Consider the following 19,880-nt stretch of genomic DNA (forward strand, 5'->3'; position numbering starts at 1 on the left):
ATCCATCCAGGTTAACAACACATTATACTTAGTTTAAGTTTGACTTAACAATTGTTATATACCTATTAACAACACTTATTGCTTAGCTGCAAGACAGTAATTAACATTATCAAAGGCTGTTATCGTGGCATTTGTTGCCAAACCACTTTCAGCCAACATTTTTTCCACTTCACTGTATGAATAACTTCCAAGCATTTTTTGACCTGTCAACTCAGCCATTGCAGCTTGTTTTTTGGCACGTTCTCCTGCTTTATCCGTAGCAGTAAATTGATGATCTATTTCAAAGATCTCAATTTTTGATGCCCAATCAGACTGACGATAGGCAAAAGAATCATACCCTGCAGCAAAAATCAAATATTGACTTGCGCAGGCTTTAACAGAATTTTCAAGGTATTTTTCTGCAAATACTGCTCTGCCAAGTGGCGTAGGCGATAAATAATTATCAACTATCCAGCGCAGTGCCTGTTTTTCTGTGCCCTTAAATGATGGGTTGAAGAATACTACCCTTTTGACATATTATATATTATAATGTAAAAGTTTACAAAATAGACATATTTATAAATTCATTTAGCCAAAAATCATTTTATGAATATGCTTTTTTTATTTATCTGCAGTTCACTTGATGTCAATTGAATAATTAACTCCTCAATTGCCGATATGCTTGCAACAGCACAAATGAAATAAATTAATGAATTTATTTCAATATAAAAAAGCAATATTGGAAATCCAAATAATAATATTCCTGTTGTTTTATTTCCATAAGTATGAATACTTGCAAACGTTTTATACTTTTTCACAGCTGCAATCATAGATGCTAATCTAATAAAGGCTATTAAAAAAATCCATATAATTACCTTAAACTCAAAATTTACAATTTTATAAAATACAAATAATAACACAATGTCCATTACCATATCGGCTACTGAATCAAGCTTCGCTCCAAACATACTCGTAGTGCCGGTTTTCCTTGCAATAATCCCATCCATAATATCACTGACTCCACAAATGATATATACTGCATAAAAAGATATGCTTAATGGTTTGACAAAAATTAAAATCACTGAAAAAATAATCCTACTAAATGATATGCAATTTGGTATTGTTTTCATATTATCCTCACCTCATCCAAATTATAATAAGGGAACGACTAAAATTGCATAGCCATTCCCTTTGTTTTTTATATTTATTTACTTTTTCGCTTCTATAGATGTAAAATCAAACTTTGTCACATCAAACAATCCAACGTCTGTGATTTTAAGCTCCGGTATAACTGCCAGCGACATAAAACATAACGTCATAACAGGTTCTACTGTTTCGTTTACCTTCAGTATATTATGGGCATCCTCATGAATTTTTGTGAGATGTTCACTAACCCACTCGCCGGATTTGTCCGTCATAATTCCCCCAATTACAAAAGGCATTGAATTTATAACAGAACCATTTTCTACAAGAACAATACCGCCTCCCTGCCTTGCGAGGCTTTCAACTGCTGTTGCCATATCCTCATCGTTAGTTCCGACTACAATGATATTGTGGGAATCATGAGCTATTGAAATGGCTATAGCACCGGTTTTAATTCCATAATTTCTTATAAATGCAGTTGACACATTTCCTGTACCCTTATGTCTTTCCACTACTGCAACCTTTGCTATATCGGAAGTTTCTTCAAATATAAAGTTCCCCTCTTCATCAGTTTTCACCTCTGCCACACCACTGCCTGTAACCACTCCTCCAGGTAAAATATCTATAGTCTTTACCCTGTTTGATTTCAGGTGCATTTTAAGCTTTTCCACTGAAAAGTCCTTTATATTGAAACACCCTCTAACTTTAGAATCGTCACTGCGTTTTACAGGAAAGAGATACTTTCCGTTTTCAGCTACAAGTTCACCTTTAATAAAGACCTTTTTAACTTTAAATGTACTTAGGTCCTCAAGAAATACCAAATCCGCCCTTAAACCCGGTGCAATAGCTCCCCTGTCTTTAAGTCCGAAACATTCTGCTGCATTTAAACTTGCCATTTGAATTGCAGTTATTGGATCCAGCCCTTCTTCAACACACATCTTTAGATGATGGTCAAGATGTCCCACAGACAAAATAGTCTTTGGCTGTCTATCATCCGAGCATAGTATGAATCTTCTGCTGTTCACTTCAGTTACAGCTTTTATTATAGTTCTCAAATTATGACAGGCAGAACCTTCTCTCAGCATTACATACATTCCCTTTGAAAGTCTTTCCTTGGCGTCTTCTACGGTTTCACATTCATGGTCATCGTGAATTCCAGCTGAAACATATGCATTTAAAGCATTACCTGCAAGACCCGGACTATGACCATCCACTATCTTATTTTCCATTTTTGCAACCATTATTTTTTCAAGAACATCATCTTTCCCATTTATAATTCCCGGAAAATCCATGAATTCACCAAGGCCAAGTATTCTTTCGTCTTTAATTGGCTCCTTCATTTCAGCTGCATTTATTTTTGCTCCGGAGTTTTCCCAGGGAGTAGCAGGCACACAGGAAGGAAGCATGTATTTTATATCAAGCTTTCCCCCTTCTGATGCCTTTAGCATATATTGAAGTCCCGTTATACCCGCAACATTTACAATTTCATGAGGGTCTGCAATGATAGTCGTGCCTCCATGAGGTACAAGAAGCCTTCCAATTTCCTCTGGTGTTACATATGAAGATTCTATGTGAATATGGCTGTCAATAAACCCGGGTGCAACGTAAGCACCTTCTGCATCCAGAATATTTTCACAGTCATAATTTCCAACGCCTGCTATAAAAGCACCTAAAACCGCTATGTCCTTTCCTTCTATAATTGAATGACTGTAAACATCAACTATTTTTGCATTTTTTATTACAAAGTCGGCATTTTTTCTTCCTGCTGCAACATCAATTAATTTTTTCAATCCGTTTTTATCCATCAATACTACCTCTCTATTAATCTATTCTTCATTTAATTCGAGAATAGGATTGTATACACACAAATTTATACAATCCACAGGTCCACAATCAGTTATAGCATAATCCGGTATTGCAGTAATTGGAAGAAAAATCATATACATTATAGGATCTGGAAGATTGCATCCAAGTTTTCTAGCTGCAAGAGTAAGTTTTTCTTCCTGTTTTGAAACCTCCTCTGGAGTTTCATCTGTTACAATTCCTCCAATAGGCAGCGGAAGAAACTCTGATATTTTTCCATCTTCAACTACAACCTGGCCACCACCATTTTTAATAAGGTAGTTTGCTGCAGTAGACATATCCTCTGCGTTTGTACCCATAACAACAAGATTATTATCGTCTGGTGCCGCAGAAGATGCCATAGCACCTTTTTTAAGCTCCCATCCAGAACAAAATCCAAGGGATTTGTTGCCATTGACTCCAAATCTCTCAATTACCGAAACCATAGTTACATCTTTTTCTATGTCGGGAATAACCACTCCATTTTGAACTTTTAATTCCACATCTCTCCTCTTTCTGACAAAAGGTCCTTTAACATCTGCTGAAAGTACCTTTGCAGTTCCATTTTTAATATCCACATGATATTTAAAATCTTCGGGAACTGTTAATTTGCATTTTAACTCCCCGCTGAAAACAGAAGTTCTTTCAGGAGCAGTTATATTGACAAGTATTTTATCATCTTTAGACACTAATTGTCCATTTGTCATTACAGATAGAACATTAAACTTTTCTGGTGCATCTACAAAAACAATGTCTGCTATTTTTCCTGGACATATGGAACCTATTCTGTCATCAATTCTATAGGCTTCGGCACTATTTATTGTTGCCATCTGAATTGCCTGCATAGGTGAAACTCCTGCCTTAATTGCAAGTCTTACAACATTGTCAAGATGTCCCTTTTCAATCAAATCCGATGGTGTTACATCGTCAGTGCAAAAACTTATTCTTCTTGCAAGATAAGGATTTACTTCTGTCACTGCTTTTATGTTCTCTGCAAGAAAATGAGTAACTGATGATTCACGTATAAGCATGTGCATGCCTTTTCTCATCTTTTCAACTACTTCTTCATGATCATAACTTTCGTGGTCCAACCTGACTCCTGCACATAAATATCCGTTTAGATCCTTCCCTCTTGCCATTGGAGCACATCCAAACACAGGAAGATTATTCTTTGAAGCAAGGGAAATTGCAGCAAGAGTATCATGATCGAGTTCCTGTACAGCTTCACGTACTGTTTCCCATACACCGTTGCATTCTTCCCATCTTTGCACTTCACTGTGAATTTTCTCATTAAAATTACATGAAATAGTTGATGTAGGGAAAGTATATGGAGTTTTATACGGAGCTCCCCAGAATACTTTTAGAGGAGTTTTCTTTGCTTCTTCAAATACCTCCTTTAATCCTTCAAGACCGGCTACTGATATATACTCGTCAAGTCCTGAAATCATACTTGTTGTACCATGCGGCACTACAGCCTTTGAATAACTTGTAATACTAAGTTTTGAACACTCGCTGTGAATATGTCCGTCAATCATTCCAGGCACCATATATTTGCCTTTTGCATCTATAATTTCTGTTTTTCCACCAATATAACCATCTATATCTCCAACTGCTACAATAGTATCTTTATAGATTGCAATATCTGCCGGATACACTTCGCTTGTCATTACATTTACAAGTATTCCTCTGGTGATTGCCTTTTCAGCAGGAATAAGTGCCCTTCCAGCCTTTATAAGTAACTCTAAATTTTCTATTGTTTTCTCCATTAATACTTCTCCTTCTTATGTAAAATTACTTCATTTCTCCAATTATATTGTCTACAAGGAAATTCTGCTTCAATATTTTATCATCACTCATTATTTTTCCTTTTTCTACAAGCACATTTCCTTTATTGTCCTTTAATTCTCCAGCGTATATTTTAATTTTACCGCTGTCTATATCAGCTTTAACCTGTTTTGCCTTATCCTGAATATCCTGTGGAACCAATGCTGAATTGAAAGGAGCAAGTTTTGCACAATCTCCGCCTTCATAGTAATAGTCATCTGTTGTAGCTGTTCCATTAGATACTTTGGTTATTATTTTTTTGAAGATAGGAGTGAAATTCCACTCAAAAGATGTAAGTACTGCCTTTGGTGCAAGTTTTTGCATGTCTACATTATATCCTATACAAAATGCTCCATTGCTTTCAGCTGTCTGTGGAAGTGCCGGCGAAGATGCTTCCATTGCCAAGTATTTTATTCCCTTGTTTATAAGAGTTTTGGCACTTTGGGTTTCAGTATCCACGTTATACCATGTGTTGTTCCATATAAGCTGTACCTTCGCATTTGGATTTGCATATTTTGCTCCAAGGGCATAACCATTTGCTGCCGCTCTTACAGATGATTCCGGCATTGAAGCTGCAAATCCTAAAAGATTGCTCTTTGAAAGGAGTTCTGAAACATAACCTGCTACAAACATTCCTTCATAATTCTTAATCTGATATCCTATTAAGTTATCTGCCTTTATTCCACTTTGAGCCACCATTATGTCCGGATTCTGCTCTGCAAGATCGGAAAGGAATGGAGCATAACCTGAGCTTGCACCAATTACAAGATTTACATTGTCACTTGCAAGGGCATTATATGCATTTTGAACTGAAGTCTGATCCTCTGCAACATTTTCAATAGTAATAAGATTGTCCTTAGGTATACCAAGTTCCTTCATTGCATCAAGCAAACTCTGATGTGTAGCCTGACACCATCCTCCATCATTAACCACAAGAGACGTTATTTCTCCAATTTTTATCTTTGACATATCAACTTTTGTTCCTGTTGACTTTGATGAAGTGTCACTACCTCCTTTAGATGATGAACATCCCGTAATGCCTACAAGTATCATACAAAATACAATCACTGCACTTAAAACTCTTTTTTTCATAGTTTATTTCTCCTTTTTTAATTATCTTTTTTCACGGTCAAAAGCCTTGCAAAGTGCCGCTGGTTCATTTGATACTTTGTTTCGAAAATTTGCCGTTGAAATAATAAATGCGATTATAGTTATAGCATATGGAAGCATACTGTATATCTGGGACGGAATTTCAGGCACATATACCTGCATATTTATTCCAATTATACTTATAGCACCGAATAAGATTGCCCCAAGTGCCGCCTTCACTGGATTCCATCCCGAAAAAGCCACAAGTGAAAATGCAATCCAGCCTTTTCCTCCAGTCATTCCCTCTGTCCAGAAATTAGTATATGCAAGTGATATACATGCTCCACTTACAGCTGTCAAAATACATCCTAAAGTTACATATATGTACCTAAGAGCAAATACATTGATTCCAATGCTGTCCAATGCTTTTGGATTCTCACCAAGCGCTCTTAAAATCATGCCATACCTTGTCTTGTATAAATAAAACATGCTCATTGCCAAAAGTATGTACATTATATACACAAGCAGGTTCTGCTTGAAAAAAATCGGACCTATAAAGGGTATTTTACAAAGTCCTGGGATCGCCAGTGTATGAAACTTAACAGGAACTGCAAGTCCGGCAACCTTTTTGCCTATAAATCCACTAAGCCCTGCCCCAAAGGTAAGGTATGCCATTCCGCAAACCGTCTGATCTGCCTGAAGTGTAACAGTCAAAAATGAATACACAACTCCCATTAAAATTCCAGTTGATATAACAACAAGCATAGCTGTAAAAAGACTGTGTGTATGATATGCAGTTACAAATCCTGAAGCGGCTCCCATTAGCATCATTCCCTCAAGGCCAAGATTCATCACACCTGCTTTTTCTGAAAATATTTCTCCAATAGCCGCATATAAAATTGATACTGCATAAACTATTGACGCCGCACCAATAGATACTATAATGCCTGACATATTATTCCTCCTTGCCGTCTAACATTTGTATTTTATGAGTTGCAAAGAAATCTCCCGCTATTACAAAAATCAAAATACTTGCTTCAATCATCTTTGCTATCTGTGAAGGAACACCTATAATCTGAACAACAGCACAGCTATTATCCAATCCTCCAAATAAAATAGCTACAACGACAACCAAAATTGGATTGAATTTACTTAAATATGCAATTACAATTCCCGTATACCCACTTCCGTTTGGCATTTGAGACTGAACCCTGTGCATGATTGAAGTAATACCAACAAAACCCGCTATTCCTGCAACAGCACCACTTAATGAAAGAACAAGCAAAATATTTCTCTTTACTTTGATGCCTGCATACTCAGCTGACTTTGGACTGTATTTTACAACTTTTACTTGATATCCAAAAGTCGTACATTTAAAAATAAAAATAACAATAATTGCCACCGCAAAAGCTATAAATATTCCTGAACTGATGTTTATATCTCCAATATAAGGCAAATAGAGATCTCTTGGGATGAATTTTGTAATTGGTATGGTCTGGCCTTTTGCCATCCAGGCTCCATAACACAAATAATCCAAAAATAATAGTATTATGTAGTTGAACATAAGAGTTGTTATGGTCTCGTTAATATTCCAGTAAGCCTTTAAAAGAGCTGCTGCAAGGGCTGGAAGCATACCTCCGGCTATACATAAAACAAACATTACAATGAAATTGAAAGGTGGATTTAAATGTGGCCCAAACAGAGCGAATGCTCCTCCAAGTATCGCTCCCATTGCATACTGTCCTTCAGCTCCGATGTTGTTTAAATTCATCTTAAGTGCAATAGCTACGCTTATTCCTGTGAAAATGAGTGGAAGTCCGGCATTTACTGCACTTCTAATACCTCTTATGTTAAAAAACGATGATGAAATCATTTTTCCATATACAGTAAGTGGATTTAATCCAATGGCTTTTAATATTATTCCATTTAATAAAAACGCACATAATATTGATAAAATAGGAATTAAAATTTTGATATATCTTGGTGTAAATTGTCTCTTTTCTACTAAAACATTTTTAAAAATCATGGCTTTATTCTCCTTAAGCATATTCTCCTGACATCATTTTGCCTATTTCTTCATAATTTGTATCTTCTATATCTTTTATTCCAACAAGCTCTCCATCACAAAGTACACCAACCCTGTCACAGGTATGAAAAATCTCATCCAGCTCCTCTGAAATTAGAAGAATTGCAGCACCCCTGGCCTTTTGCTCAAGCAAAATTTGATTTATAACCTCAGCTGCACCTATATCAAGTCCACGTATTGGATATGCCGCCACTATAACCTTTGGATCTCCCTCAATTTCTCTTGCAATTATAAGCTTCTGCTGATTCCCGCCGGACATCATACTTACAGGCAAATCCTTACCTCCATGTTTTATGGAAAAATGTGATATGAATTTGTGCGTTAATTTTCCTATGGCATTCTTTTTCATAATTCCATGATTGCTATATTCTTTTCCTTTAAAATTTTTTAGAATTGCATTTTCTTCTATGCTCATTTCAGGGATCAACCCCATTTCCAAACGATTCTCAGGAATAAAGGCAATCCCTGCTTTTATATGCCGGCTTCTGCTTGAATTTCCAAGCTCCAAGTCTTCCATATTTATACTTCCACTTTTTAACTTCCTGATTCCAGAAACAACTTCCGAAAGTTCCTTTTGTCCATTTCCCGCCACACCTGCAATTCCGAATATTTCTCCCTGACGTATACCAAAACTTACATGCTTTAAGGCCTCTATTCCTTTATCATTCAAGGCACAAATATCTTTCATTTCTATAACTATTTTTGCATCTTTAGAAACCTTTGTTTTTTCAACGGTGCTTTTAGGATCCCTTTTTCCTACAACTGCTTTTGTAAGTTTTTCTACGGTAGCTTCAGAAGAAGGTATGGACTCTTCAACTTTTCCGCTTCTAAGTACTGTAATGCGATCTGCATTTTCCATGACCTCATTCATTTTATGAGAGATAACTATTACAGCCTTCCCTTCATTTGCCATACTTCGAAGTGTTTTAAACATTTCCCCTGCTTCCTGCGGTGTCAGCACTGCAGATGGTTCATCCAAAATTAAGATTTTAGTATCACGACAGAGAAGTTTAAGTATTTCAACTCTTTGCTGTTCGCCAACCGACAACTGCCATATTTTTGCTTTTGGATCGACATCCAAATTAAATTTTTCCGAATATTCCTTTATGTTCTTCTCCATGCCTTTATAATTTAGAATTTTATTGCATTCTGGAATATTCAAATAAATATTCTCCGAAACAGACAATGTTGAAACAAGTTGAAAATGTTGGTGGACCATGCCAATGCCAAGTGACACTGCATCTTTAGGTGATAATATCTCAATTTTTTTGCCATTTAAAAAAATCGAACCTCCATTCGGCTTGTAAATACCTGTAAGTATATTCATAAGTGTACTTTTCCCTGCTCCATTTTCTCCAAGCAGTGCATGAATTTCTCCTCCACTGATATTAAGATTTACATTGTCATTTGCTATAAAATTTCCAAATTTCTTTGAAATATTCTTCATTTCAAGCAATAATTCTTTACTCATAGCTACCTCCATAAAATGACTTAAGATTTACACCTATGCCATCTTCCATATAGTATACCCTGCTCAATTAGATAATAAAAAAGCAGAACGAGATACCTACCAGGCTTCCCGTCCTGCAAACATATATTTCAATATCTTGAAATACTACTTGTCGAATTTGAATATTTAATTTTTACGAAAAAAACCCCTTTGAATAACAAAGGGGTTTACAAGCATAATAAAATATACCTACAAACACCCATAGTCAGACAATTTACGGTAATCTGGTAGAAACGCCCGGACCTTATTTCCAAGCATATACGGGTACTTTTTTATAAACATCAAAATAACTTCATTTCATTGTTTATAATATTACAATATTTTTTAATATAAATCAACAGGAAAATTTATTGCATATTTTCCCAAAGCCCGGTTTTCAAAAATCCTTCTGCATCATTTTGTGCCTTTTTCACAATATTTTTCTCATATCCAAGGAGTTCAAGAAGCTTTATTGCATTTTGAGTTACCGACCTACCATAGTGTATCTTATAATCAAACAATACCTCTTTTTCCTCAATACGCTCCTGAAAATGATAGTTTTTAAAATATTTCTCAAGTATGTGGGTGAGTTCCACATCATGGGTTGCGGCAATACATATACAGTTCATTTTAGAAACATGTTTAAGTATATTGGAAGATGCCGCTATTCTCTCAACTGTATTTGTACCTCTAAGTATCTCGTCTACAAAACATATCACTGGAATCTCAGAATTTATGGCATCAATAATTCTTTTTAAAGACTTTATCTCTCTTATATAGTAGCTTTCACCACTTGATATACTATCCCTCAAAGCCATGGAAGTATATATTTTTGCATAAGGCCCGTTAAAACTTTTAGCTTTGCACATACATATTGTTTGTGCAAAGATCATATTGACTGCCATAGTCTTGAGAAACGTAGACTTTCCTGAGGCATTGGAACCAGTAATTAAAATATCCTTTTCTATATGAACCGAGTTTGGAACTGCTTTTTCTATAAGTGGATGAACCATATCATCTATTACTATCTTTGAATTTTCTTTGTGACTTGATTCCTGCAGATTTGGTATACAATAATTCTCAGTTCTCTCTCTATAGGATGCAACAGCTATGCAGCTGTCCAGAAGTCCTACTATGTAATATATATTTTTAAAATATTCCACGTCTTTTTTCAATGCTGCACTCATTTTTGAGTAATTTACAAGATCAAACAAAAACAATATATTTATGTATTCAATCATAAACCCCATATCGGAACCATTGTTTTGACTTACAAGAAATACATTTTTTAATTTTTTTACATGCTTCAGGGAATCCAAGAGTTTGTTCTTATAACTTCCAACAACATCATCCAAACCTGTTTTTAAAATGTCATCTGCACATTTTATTATTTGGGATATATACGAGAAATCTCTAAGCCTGTAGTCAACTTTTCGTTTGGCCATATAATGAACAATAAGGTTGACTACAAAAGATGTGAATATAACTATCCCAAACAATTGTATATTTATAAATATAAATATAATGGACACTAGAGGAATCAACCCTAAAATCCTGTATATGACAGGGTTTATTTCTTTAAAATCATCTCCATAAAAATAATTGCTTATGGAGATACCACTTTTCATGCCGAGTTTTGAAATTATATACTGTATACTTTTTCTATGCTCTTCATTTTTTGCGAAATACTCTATTATTCTATTTCTAAACTGAAACTTCTTATCTGAGTAAACAGGATTTCTCAGCATATAATATAGATTTTCCTGTCCTACTCTGCTGAATGTAGTATCAATATCTTTAAAAATATTATCCATTTCAAGATCATTCCATGTTATATCATCTATGTATTCTCCTTGAGAGCTGCCTTCTATATTTCTAAAATATCCTGATATATCCTGAATTTCTTCAATGTCTATTTTTTTGTTAGATTTTAATCCCCATCCCTTATTTATTTTTTCCTTTGTTTTAAAATCATTTTTTAATTTTGACCCTGCTGAAAACAAAGTACTTACAGCAGCAACAAGCACTATATACCCTAAAATATATAACATATAATCTCTCCTGTTAGTAAATATTCTTTTATAATTCATGCAAAAAAGCACATACAAACGCAATCACAACATATACATATGGCTCTAGTTTATCAATAAAAGTATCACTTGACAAGCTTCCAACTTTTGTCTTGTCAGCTAGATTACAAAAAATATTTTTAAGAATGTTGGCAATATTTTACGATACCTCTCCCACAAAATTGGCAAGAGAAAGCCAAAAGGCATGAACAATATGACGTTGAGTATGCTTGTAATATTCAATGAATCTTTAAAAGGAACTAAATTCATATTATCAATATGAAATATCGGCTGTCCTAATTCCAATGATAAATTCCACTCAAACCACGAAGGAACACCCACTACGGCTATCAAATTAATCATAAGATACAATATAAAAAAATATCCAAACAAGTAATGTTCCCATAATATTTTCTTTTCTGATTTCTTACTGATTTTGTTTAATGCAATATTTAATATAGTCACCAAAAAAAGCGGTATTATAATCATAAACAGCATTTATCTTCCCCCTCTCTTATTTTAATATATCTGTAATAAATATTATCATATTAAAGATAAAGAAATAATAAATATATTGACTATATTAAAACATGCTGTTAAACTAGTCAATATATTGTCAAATCTTTTTAAAGGAGAATCTAATTATGAAAATAAACATATCCAATATAGAAACATTTGTAGATGAAAAAGTAAAAATCACGGTATCAGACCTGGCACCGGAAAGTAACTTAAAAGTCAGTTTAAAAATGGAACTCCCATGGTGTCATGGAGAAGAATTTTCATCTTATGCTATATTTACAGCTGATAAAAATGGAAAAATTGACTTGGATGAAGTTAAACCAAAAGAAGGAACTTACGAAAATAATGATAGTATGGGGCTAATCTATTCACTTAGAAAATCCAAAACCAGCGGTAAAAATATTGCAGAAAACATATCTTGCAATGAACCCATAATTATGAATATGGTGTTTGAATCTTCAACTGAAACAAATACAGTAAAGCTAAAAAGATTGTTTAAAACAAAAGACGTTATTACAAAACATATCTCTGCAGAATTCGAAGGGACTCTATTTTATAAAGAAAAATGCAGCAAAACAATTTTAATGCTCGGTGGTTCAAGCGGAGATGTAAATGCAATGGAACTTATAGCAGCGCCCATTGCTTCAAGAGGCTTCAATGTTCTTGTTGCACCTTACTTTTCCTCAAAAAACCTTCCATCAAATTTAGAAAAAGTACCTCTCGAATATTTTGAAAAAATATTCAAATGGATTGAGGAAGATGAGATTACAAACACAAAAGAAATATTCTTGTACGGGGTATCAAAAGGCGGCGAATTGGCACTTTTACTTGCCTCAAGATACCATCAAGTAAAAAAGGTAGTCGCAGTAGAACCTCATTCTTACTGTTTTCAGGCACTTAATGGAATGATGAGTGGAAAAAACGTCTCATCCTGGTCCTACAATGGAAAATCCATTCCATATATAGAAGTTGATAATAATATATTTTTTGAAGAACAAAAGAAGGATACAGAAAAAGGGATTCCATTTGGATTTTTAGGCACTTATAGAGAAAGCATAAATAGAGCCGACAACAGAGAAGAGGCCAGAATAAAAATTGAAAATTCCAAAGCTGATATTCTGCTCATTGCCGGCAAAGAAGATAATATATGGAATAGCTATGATGGATGCCTTGAAATAATGAAGGCTTTAAAAAATAATAATTACAAGTACCATGCAGAGTTATTATGCTACAATAAAATGGGACATCCGATGCCAGTTCCATATGTTATTCCCATAAGTGAGACTCTGTCCTTACCTATGAACGGTGGGATATTCTCTGCCGGAGGAAGCATATGTGGAAATGCAGAAGGCCAATACAAATCATTCAAAAAAACAATAACGTTTATGGAGGATAATTGTTAATGGAATACGATAGACAATTGCATTTAATGTATATTATGACACAAGCCTTTTCGAGTCTTGTTATGACTTCAAATAAAATTCAAGTTGCAGGAAATGAATATTTTAATTCCCTGACATCAAGGCAGTACATGACCATGCTCGCAGTATTACATTTGCCAGAAGACAATGCAACACCTATAAATATTGCAAAAAAACTAGGCACAACCAAACAAAATGTTACCCAGCTTATTGGCAGTCTCCAGAAAAAGGGGTTTATATCCGCCAGGCCAAGTAAAAAAGACAGAAGATCTGTTAACATACATGTAACTCCTGCTGGTATGGATGTAATGATAAACGCTGGAAAGACCAGCAGCATTGATTTCATGGCTGATATTTTTAAGAATTTCACTGAAAAAGAGATAGAGATTCTATGGAAACTGCTTGCTAAATTATATTCCTTTGATGGCTCTAAAATGGATGGATTTCAAGAAAATGTCGAAGTTTCCATACCTGATATGGAATCAGAATTAAAAATTGCATTGGAAAGATTTTGTAACAGAAGAAATAAAAAATAGAAGAATGAGTATGGATTTAGTTTTATACAAATCTATACTCATTACTCTTAAGACTTTACATTTAAATTCATAACCTGTCCGACCGTTAATCCTGTCTTATCTGCTATGGTTTCTTTATCTAGTACATCTAACAGTCTTTTTGCTATTTCAATTCTCTCCTCTAATCTTCCTTCTTCTTTAATACTCTTTATAAATGCTGTTTTTTCTTCATTTGCTTTCCTTCTGTCATTCCATAAATTCATGGCTTTTGCGTCGCTTCTTAAATATTCCAGGCCTTTATTTGTTATACATATTTCCGTCTCTCTCATAACTCCAAATTTGCCTTTAAAACTTATTTTTCCTGACTCAACAAGTTTTTTAATTCTCCAAAATATAAAATCATCCGTAATTCTTGGCTGAGTATTTCCAAGAACATCTCCCACAGTTCTTGCTGATTTTTTATATTCATTACTAGTATATTTTAATATATTTATATCAAAGTAATCTTCACACACGCTTTCCATATTTCCATTTATATAACTTCTAAGCAGTAAATTTTCTTGAGTTAATTTTTCCCATCTATTTAACAACTTATCATATTTGTCTTTTTCTATTTTTCTTGCGAGCAATAAATACTCAGCTATTTTTTCAGGAAAAATTTCTCCTACTGAACCTGCAATATATGTGAAATTTTTGCCTTCACTGCTTTCTATAATTTTGTCAGACACATTAATACTATAAACATTTACGTTTTTATCCTTTAAAAGATAAATTGTATAAAGCATCCCGCATATTTCTCTGTCACAATGTCCATACCATAGATACAAAGTATCGCCACCTTGTATATCTGAAATGTCATTATAAAACTTTTTATAGTTGTCTTTCAATTCATCTTCTTCAAGATAAACATCCTCATCACAATTGAGTTCTTTTAAAAAGCTATCCCTGCTGTTTATATCCTTCAAATTATTTATTGGTCCACTTGAAAGATTATCATAAAATGCTATAATCTTATCTGCCTTAATAATATTTTTTTTAAAAGCATATTTAAAAGTTGCGCTTGAACTTTCTGAAAAAACTATGTTGATTATTTTACTCATAAAAAATCCCACCTTAAATAAATTACTAATAATTATACCAATAAAACAATAAAGTGAATATGGCTTTATTCACACCCTCAACCTTTTTGCCCATGCTTTAATTGTAAATGGCAGATACCTAGACGCTATAACCGGCACATAAATAATTGACAAGCCTCCTATTAATGCTCCAAAATTATTCTTTAGCAAAGCAGATATAAGCATTACAAGTCCAGCAAAGCCCATGGCATTAAACAGTACAAAAGAGTATTCATAAATTTCTGCCTGAAAAACATTCATCGGAGCTGTAGCAATTAATTTTATACATTGAATTTGAATATTCCATCCATTTCTTGCAGACATCACAAGAGCTCCTGTGTTATCATGCCATTCGGATGAAAAAATAGTTCCTATTGAAATAGCAATAACTAACATCATAATCTCTCCAATACCGCTAATCATATCAGTAAGCAGTTGTGACCAGCCTTCTGTCCATTCATATCAAGAAATTCTTTAAGTTTTTGATTTCTTCGCTCATAAAATCCCGTTAGTTTCTCAGGTTTCACATAACTTATCATTAATCTATCTGAATCAGGGCTCTTAAGTTCAGGCCATAATGTTTCAAGAAAGCTGTTTACAATTTTCCAATCTGTTCTATTTAATTCAGCTACATCATTGTTTAAGTATTTCTTTTGATAATCTTTAGTAATTTTCTGAAGCGTTTCATCTGTTAATGTTCCACCCCACTTTGCAGCATAATTCTGCCTATACCTTATATTCTCATATCCATCAAGTTTACTATTAAAAGTACTGCTGTAGTCAAACTGTGTTCCAAAAGAAAACCATTGGTATGAAAGAATACTTCCAAACAAAACTACATAAATTATACATAAAAATACACTTATTCTAACACTCGCTTTCTTCCACAACTTTTTATGTTCCATAAAAAATAATTCCATATTATCCCCTGATCCCCTCTATGGGAAAATAGCATAAATATAAATCTTCCAAAGTTGCATCACAATGTATAGCTTGTTTAGAAGGCTTATCCTCTGATATAATCCTCAATACAATCCTATTTCCTTAATACAAATATTATTTGCAATCGTATAAAGATAAGCTTTAAATTTATTTTTTTATTATATTTATATAAATTTTTAAACAGCCTTAGAAAAGTTTCCTGTGTCAAGTCCTCTGCTTTCTCATTATTCCTACAGTGCCATCTGCAGTATCGCAATATGGATGTATAATATTTTTTTATCAATTCATCAGCACTATTTTCATCTCCTTTTCTAATTTCATCAATTAATTTATCATCATCCATATTTAACCTGTGTCCCCTTTGCATAAGTATATATATTAACGTTTCTTCTTGCTGAAATGATTAATATAATTATAAAAATCTATGTTATAATATCTATAAAATCATAAAAATAAACTATCGTAATTTTGAATATTGTTTTGAAAAAGGAGATTTACATTGGATAAAAATATTGAATGGTACGTTTCAAAAAAAATTGCCAGAACTCTAGAAGGTCTAAAAAATAATAATATGACTGGATATTATGTCGAAAACCGAGAACAGTTATTAAAAACCTTAAGAAATTTAATAAGTGAAAACTCAGTTGTTGGTATAGGCGACTCAATGACCCTGTTTGAAACTGGAGTTATAGATTTTCTTAGAAATGGAAAGTACATGTTTTTAGATAAATATAGAAATGACATTACAAGTAAAGAAAAGAAACAGATTTACATTCAAAATTTTTCTGCTGATACTTTTATATGCAGCACAAATGCCTTAACAGAAAATGGTGAACTTTATAATATTGATGGAAACGGAAGCAGAGTGGCCCCTATGATTTACGGTCCCAAACAGGTGCTCTTAGTTGCCAGTATAAATAAAATTGTTAAAGACATAGATGAAGCTAAAAATAGAGTGCGAAATTATGCAGCTCCAATTGATGCAAAAAGGCTAAACAAAAACACTCCCTGCACCAAACTTGGATACTGTGTAGACTGCAAAAGTCCAAACAGAATATGCAACTATTTCACAATAATTGCGAGACAATTTATTAAGGATCGAATAAAGGTTATCATAGTTGGTGAAAATTTGGGATACTAAAAAGTTACTAGATTTAGTTTTTTTACCATATCACACGTAATTGCCTCGTGGTCAAACACCTTTTTAACTTCATAAATAGTTAACCTATCTCCTAATTCCTAATATTCTTTTGTCCAATCTATGTATTCTTCTTTTGAAAATATTCTATCAGGCATATAATCAGAGCCATCATCATATAACTCCCATCATTTCAACCTTTTCACCTAATTTTAAATTATAATATGAATATCTATACATTATCAATTTTATTTTCTATTTGTTTAGGTACAGGTATTCTAGGATCAATATGGGGATTATTTAGATGTGTATGGGTATATGCGTTTCTATATTCAGTTGGAGTAACTCCAGTTTGTGACTTAAAACGCCGCATAAATAGCTTTTCATCAGTAAAATAGGCATAAGCCGAGATTTGTTTGACTGTTAAATTAGTACGCAGCAAAAGTAATTGGGCAACTTCTATCTTCAAGCGAATTATATATTGTAACATCGTCACTCCTGTATAACGTTTAAACAACCTAGTTAAATAATCAGGATTAAATTGTGCTGCATCAGCTATCTGTTTAACAGTTAAATCAGAGGACATATTTGCACGAATCCATTCCTTTAACTTATCAATTTTATTCATGCGTTCTTTTGGTTTTGAATATTGAACAACAAAATGATTGCTCAATTCAATTAAAAATGCAGTCATTAAGTAATCGCTTTCTTGCTGGCCATAGTGGTTTCTACCAGAAACGTCCAGTATTTGGTGGATTAGAATAATAAGCTTTCCTATATTTTCAAGGTGAAATTGTGAAGGTAAAATTACCGATTTAGCTAAGTTTGAATTCCATAAGTTATTTAAAAACTCTGATACATCTCCACCTTCACTAATCCTCCTTTTTTCTTCAATTAAAGCAGGCTTTTTCTTTGTAAAAAAATGCAGCCAGTAAAAGTTGACAGGTGATGTGGAAATACGATAACCAAACATCTTAGAAAATGGAGGAACTAGAAGAATATCATGCTGTCTAATGATGTATCTAGTAGACTTGACTTGAATGTAAAATGTTCCTTTCATGCAGACTATAATTTCATAATCTCCACTATGATACATCGGATTATGCTGCCATGGTGTATCTGCTGAAAATTCTCCACCCTTGTAATATAAAACAGGATCTGACAAAAGAAACGAATAATAAATCATAAATATTCCACCCTTTCTTTTTGTAAAGTCGTAAATGTCCACCATAGTTACTATTATAGTCATTGATAATAATCATGTAAATGCTTACAATCTAAATTGTAATAAATTTTTCCAAAGGAGGATTTTAAAAATGAACACGATTAAAAACAATGAGGTCATTCAATCTAAGGATGATAAATTGCCACTTCACCGCAAAATCACTTACTCTTTTACGGATATGTCCGGTAACCTTCTATATTGCATTATTAGTAGTTATTTACTTTATTTTTTTACTGAAGTGTTTGGACTGTCAGTTGGAATTGCAGGTACATTATTACTCATCGCCAGGTTTTTTGATGCTTTAGATGCCCCTATTTGGGGAATTATAATTGACCACACTCACAGCAAATATGGTCAAAGCAGGCCCTGGTTTCTATGGATGGCCTTCCCATTTGCTATCTTTGTATGGCTTTTGTTCACTACACCTAATCTTTCGGGAACTGCCAAAGTAATTTATGCTGGAGTCATGTACATCTTAGCAGGTATTTCTTATACAGGAATGTCTACTCCTATAACTTCAGTCCTGCCAAATTTGACATCGAATTCAGAAGATAGAACTGTGGCAAACTCTTTCAGAATGGTAGGTGGAAACATTGGTAACTTTTTTGCAATTACTTTTATTTTACCTTTAGCAAACTATTTAGGACAGGGTAATAAACAGAAAGGTTGGTCTTTAGCTGTTCTAATATATGCAGTTGTTGCAGTAATTCTATTATTAATTGCCTTTGCCGACATGCGTGAAAAAAATATCGAACACGAAAAAGTAATCCCGCTTAACAAAAGCTTTAAAGCTGCTAAAGGCAATTGGCCCTGGGTACTGATAGTAATCGCTAATGTGATTTATTGGACAGGTTTTATGTGTCGAAATTCTACACTAGCCTACTATTTTCAATACAATATGAATAATCAATCTCTGATTTCAATTTTTAATGGATTTACGATTATCCAAGTTGCTGGTATGGCTTCTGTACCCTTGATTGTTAAAATATTTAAAAAATGGGGAACTACGGTACTTGGACTAAGCGTGGCTTGTATTGGCCAGTTGCTGATGGCATTAGTTGGACAAAATATTAATGCAATGCTAGTCGGATGGTGTCTAGCTTGTATCGGTAGCGGTATAGCATGTACAATGTTTTTTGCAATGGTAGGTGATACAGTTGACTATGGTGAGTGGAAAAATGGTCTTCGAGCCAGTGGGTTTTTAACCGCAATCGGAAGTTCTTTTTGCATTAAGATGGGTTCCGGATTTGGATCGTTTATTCCATCAGTCATCATGAAAATGTTTAATTATGTTCCAGATCATGCTCAAACAGTTAGTTCCTTATGGGCAATTAAATTCTCGTTTATGTGGCTGCCAATTATTATTTTCATTATTAATATAATTCCTATGCTGATATATAAAAAATATGAGGAACACGAACCTATTGTCAAGGCAGAGCTGCTTGAAAGACATAATAATCTAAAAATTCAATAAACGAGTT

The 19,880-nt window shown here is 33.7% G+C and carries 19 protein-coding genes and 1 riboswitch; of the genes, 4 read left to right on the top strand and 15 right to left on the bottom strand.

The annotated features are described in order from the left end of the window. Positions 1-75: 75 nt before the first annotated feature. The 10 genes from AC4CVH_RS04275 to AC4CVH_RS04320 all read right to left on the bottom strand — a co-directional run bounded on the left by AC4CVH_RS04275 (position 76) and on the right by AC4CVH_RS04320 (position 12,019). Positions 76-459, bottom strand: a complete 384-nt coding sequence (locus AC4CVH_RS04275) for a class I SAM-dependent methyltransferase (RefSeq protein WP_490786672.1) — start codon at positions 457-459, stop codon at positions 76-78. A gap of 119 nt (positions 460-578) precedes the next feature. After that, on the bottom strand, positions 579-1,109 hold the full coding sequence (locus AC4CVH_RS04280) for a CDP-alcohol phosphatidyltransferase family protein (RefSeq protein ID WP_490786498.1): 531 nt from the start codon (positions 1,107-1,109) through the stop codon (positions 579-581). A 78-nt stretch (positions 1,110-1,187) separates the two neighbouring features. Further along, positions 1,188-2,927 carry an adenine deaminase gene (ade, locus tag AC4CVH_RS04285; RefSeq protein ID WP_490786499.1) on the bottom strand — a complete coding sequence of 580 codons (1,740 nt, stop codon included), beginning with the start codon at positions 2,925-2,927 and terminating at the stop codon, positions 1,188-1,190. A 21-nt stretch (positions 2,928-2,948) separates the two neighbouring features. Next, the gene (locus tag AC4CVH_RS04290; protein ID WP_490786500.1) at positions 2,949-4,730 is read right to left on the bottom strand and encodes an adenine deaminase; all 1,782 of its coding nucleotides are present in this window, start codon (positions 4,728-4,730) and stop codon (positions 2,949-2,951) included. A 25-nt stretch (positions 4,731-4,755) separates the two neighbouring features. Further along, on the bottom strand, positions 4,756-5,880 hold the full coding sequence (locus AC4CVH_RS04295) for a BMP family ABC transporter substrate-binding protein (RefSeq protein ID WP_490786501.1): 1,125 nt from the start codon (positions 5,878-5,880) through the stop codon (positions 4,756-4,758). 21 nt (positions 5,881-5,901) lie between these two features. Further along, a complete protein-coding gene (locus AC4CVH_RS04300) occupies positions 5,902-6,831 on the bottom strand; it encodes an ABC transporter permease (protein WP_490786502.1) in 930 nt (309 codons plus the stop codon). A gap of 1 nt (position 6,832) precedes the next feature. Beyond that, positions 6,833-7,903, bottom strand: coding sequence for an ABC transporter permease (locus tag AC4CVH_RS04305; RefSeq protein WP_490786503.1), 1,071 nt, complete (start codon positions 7,901-7,903; stop codon positions 6,833-6,835). A gap of 13 nt (positions 7,904-7,916) precedes the next feature. Next, positions 7,917-9,434 carry an ABC transporter ATP-binding protein gene (locus AC4CVH_RS04310; RefSeq protein WP_490786504.1) on the bottom strand — a complete coding sequence of 506 codons (1,518 nt, stop codon included), beginning with the start codon at positions 9,432-9,434 and terminating at the stop codon, positions 7,917-7,919. Positions 9,435-9,655: 221 nt separating this feature from the next. Then, positions 9,656-9,757: riboswitch (purine riboswitch) on the bottom strand. A gap of 63 nt (positions 9,758-9,820) precedes the next feature. Further along, positions 9,821-11,503 carry a MutS-related protein gene (locus AC4CVH_RS04315; RefSeq protein ID WP_490786505.1) on the bottom strand — a complete coding sequence of 561 codons (1,683 nt, stop codon included), beginning with the start codon at positions 11,501-11,503 and terminating at the stop codon, positions 9,821-9,823. 138 nt (positions 11,504-11,641) lie between these two features. Continuing rightward, positions 11,642-12,019, bottom strand: a complete 378-nt coding sequence (locus AC4CVH_RS04320; RefSeq protein ID WP_490786506.1) for a VanZ family protein — start codon at positions 12,017-12,019, stop codon at positions 11,642-11,644. Positions 12,020-12,165: 146 nt separating this feature from the next. On the opposite strand from AC4CVH_RS04320, the gene AC4CVH_RS04325 reads away from it, so the two are divergent. Next, entirely contained in the window at positions 12,166-13,443 is a 1,278-nt protein-coding gene (locus AC4CVH_RS04325) for an acyl-CoA thioester hydrolase/BAAT C-terminal domain-containing protein (RefSeq protein WP_490786507.1), read from the top strand. Then, the gene (locus AC4CVH_RS04330) at positions 13,443-13,997 is read left to right on the top strand and encodes a MarR family winged helix-turn-helix transcriptional regulator (RefSeq protein ID WP_490786508.1); all 555 of its coding nucleotides are present in this window, start codon (positions 13,443-13,445) and stop codon (positions 13,995-13,997) included. Before AC4CVH_RS04325 ends, AC4CVH_RS04330 begins: the two co-directional genes overlap by 1 nt. Before the next feature lie 47 nt (positions 13,998-14,044). On the opposite strand, the gene AC4CVH_RS04335 is transcribed toward AC4CVH_RS04330, so the two are convergent. From AC4CVH_RS04335 to AC4CVH_RS04350, 4 genes are all read right to left on the bottom strand, one after another. Then, positions 14,045-15,076 carry a DUF1835 domain-containing protein gene (locus AC4CVH_RS04335; RefSeq protein ID WP_490786509.1) on the bottom strand — a complete coding sequence of 344 codons (1,032 nt, stop codon included), beginning with the start codon at positions 15,074-15,076 and terminating at the stop codon, positions 14,045-14,047. Positions 15,077-15,145: 69 nt separating this feature from the next. Further along, positions 15,146-15,493, bottom strand: coding sequence for a hypothetical protein (locus tag AC4CVH_RS04340; protein ID WP_490786510.1), 348 nt, complete (start codon positions 15,491-15,493; stop codon positions 15,146-15,148). A gap of 20 nt (positions 15,494-15,513) precedes the next feature. Next, the gene (locus AC4CVH_RS04345; protein WP_490786511.1) at positions 15,514-16,014 is read right to left on the bottom strand and encodes a hypothetical protein; all 501 of its coding nucleotides are present in this window, start codon (positions 16,012-16,014) and stop codon (positions 15,514-15,516) included. Positions 16,015-16,130: 116 nt separating this feature from the next. Next, positions 16,131-16,379 (bottom strand): RNA polymerase sigma factor, encoded by a 249-nt coding sequence (locus AC4CVH_RS04350; protein WP_490786512.1) that lies wholly within the window; start codon positions 16,377-16,379, stop codon positions 16,131-16,133. Positions 16,380-16,535: 156 nt separating this feature from the next. Between AC4CVH_RS04350 and AC4CVH_RS04355 the strand changes: the two genes are divergently transcribed. Beyond that, positions 16,536-17,177 carry a lactate utilization protein gene (locus tag AC4CVH_RS04355; RefSeq protein ID WP_490786513.1) on the top strand — a complete coding sequence of 214 codons (642 nt, stop codon included), beginning with the start codon at positions 16,536-16,538 and terminating at the stop codon, positions 17,175-17,177. A 229-nt stretch (positions 17,178-17,406) separates the two neighbouring features. Here the strand turns inward: AC4CVH_RS04355 and AC4CVH_RS04360 are convergent, their stop codons facing one another. Next, complete coding sequence (locus AC4CVH_RS04360; protein WP_490786514.1) at positions 17,407-18,360, bottom strand: AraC family transcriptional regulator; 954 nt, start codon at positions 18,358-18,360, stop codon at positions 17,407-17,409. A 130-nt stretch (positions 18,361-18,490) separates the two neighbouring features. On the opposite strand from AC4CVH_RS04360, the gene AC4CVH_RS04365 reads away from it, so the two are divergent. Then, complete coding sequence (locus AC4CVH_RS04365; protein WP_490786515.1) at positions 18,491-19,873, top strand: MFS transporter; 1,383 nt, start codon at positions 18,491-18,493, stop codon at positions 19,871-19,873. The last annotated feature ends 7 nt before the right edge of the window (positions 19,874-19,880 follow it).

The sequence above is a fragment of the Clostridium pabulibutyricum genome (genome assembly GCF_058242705.1).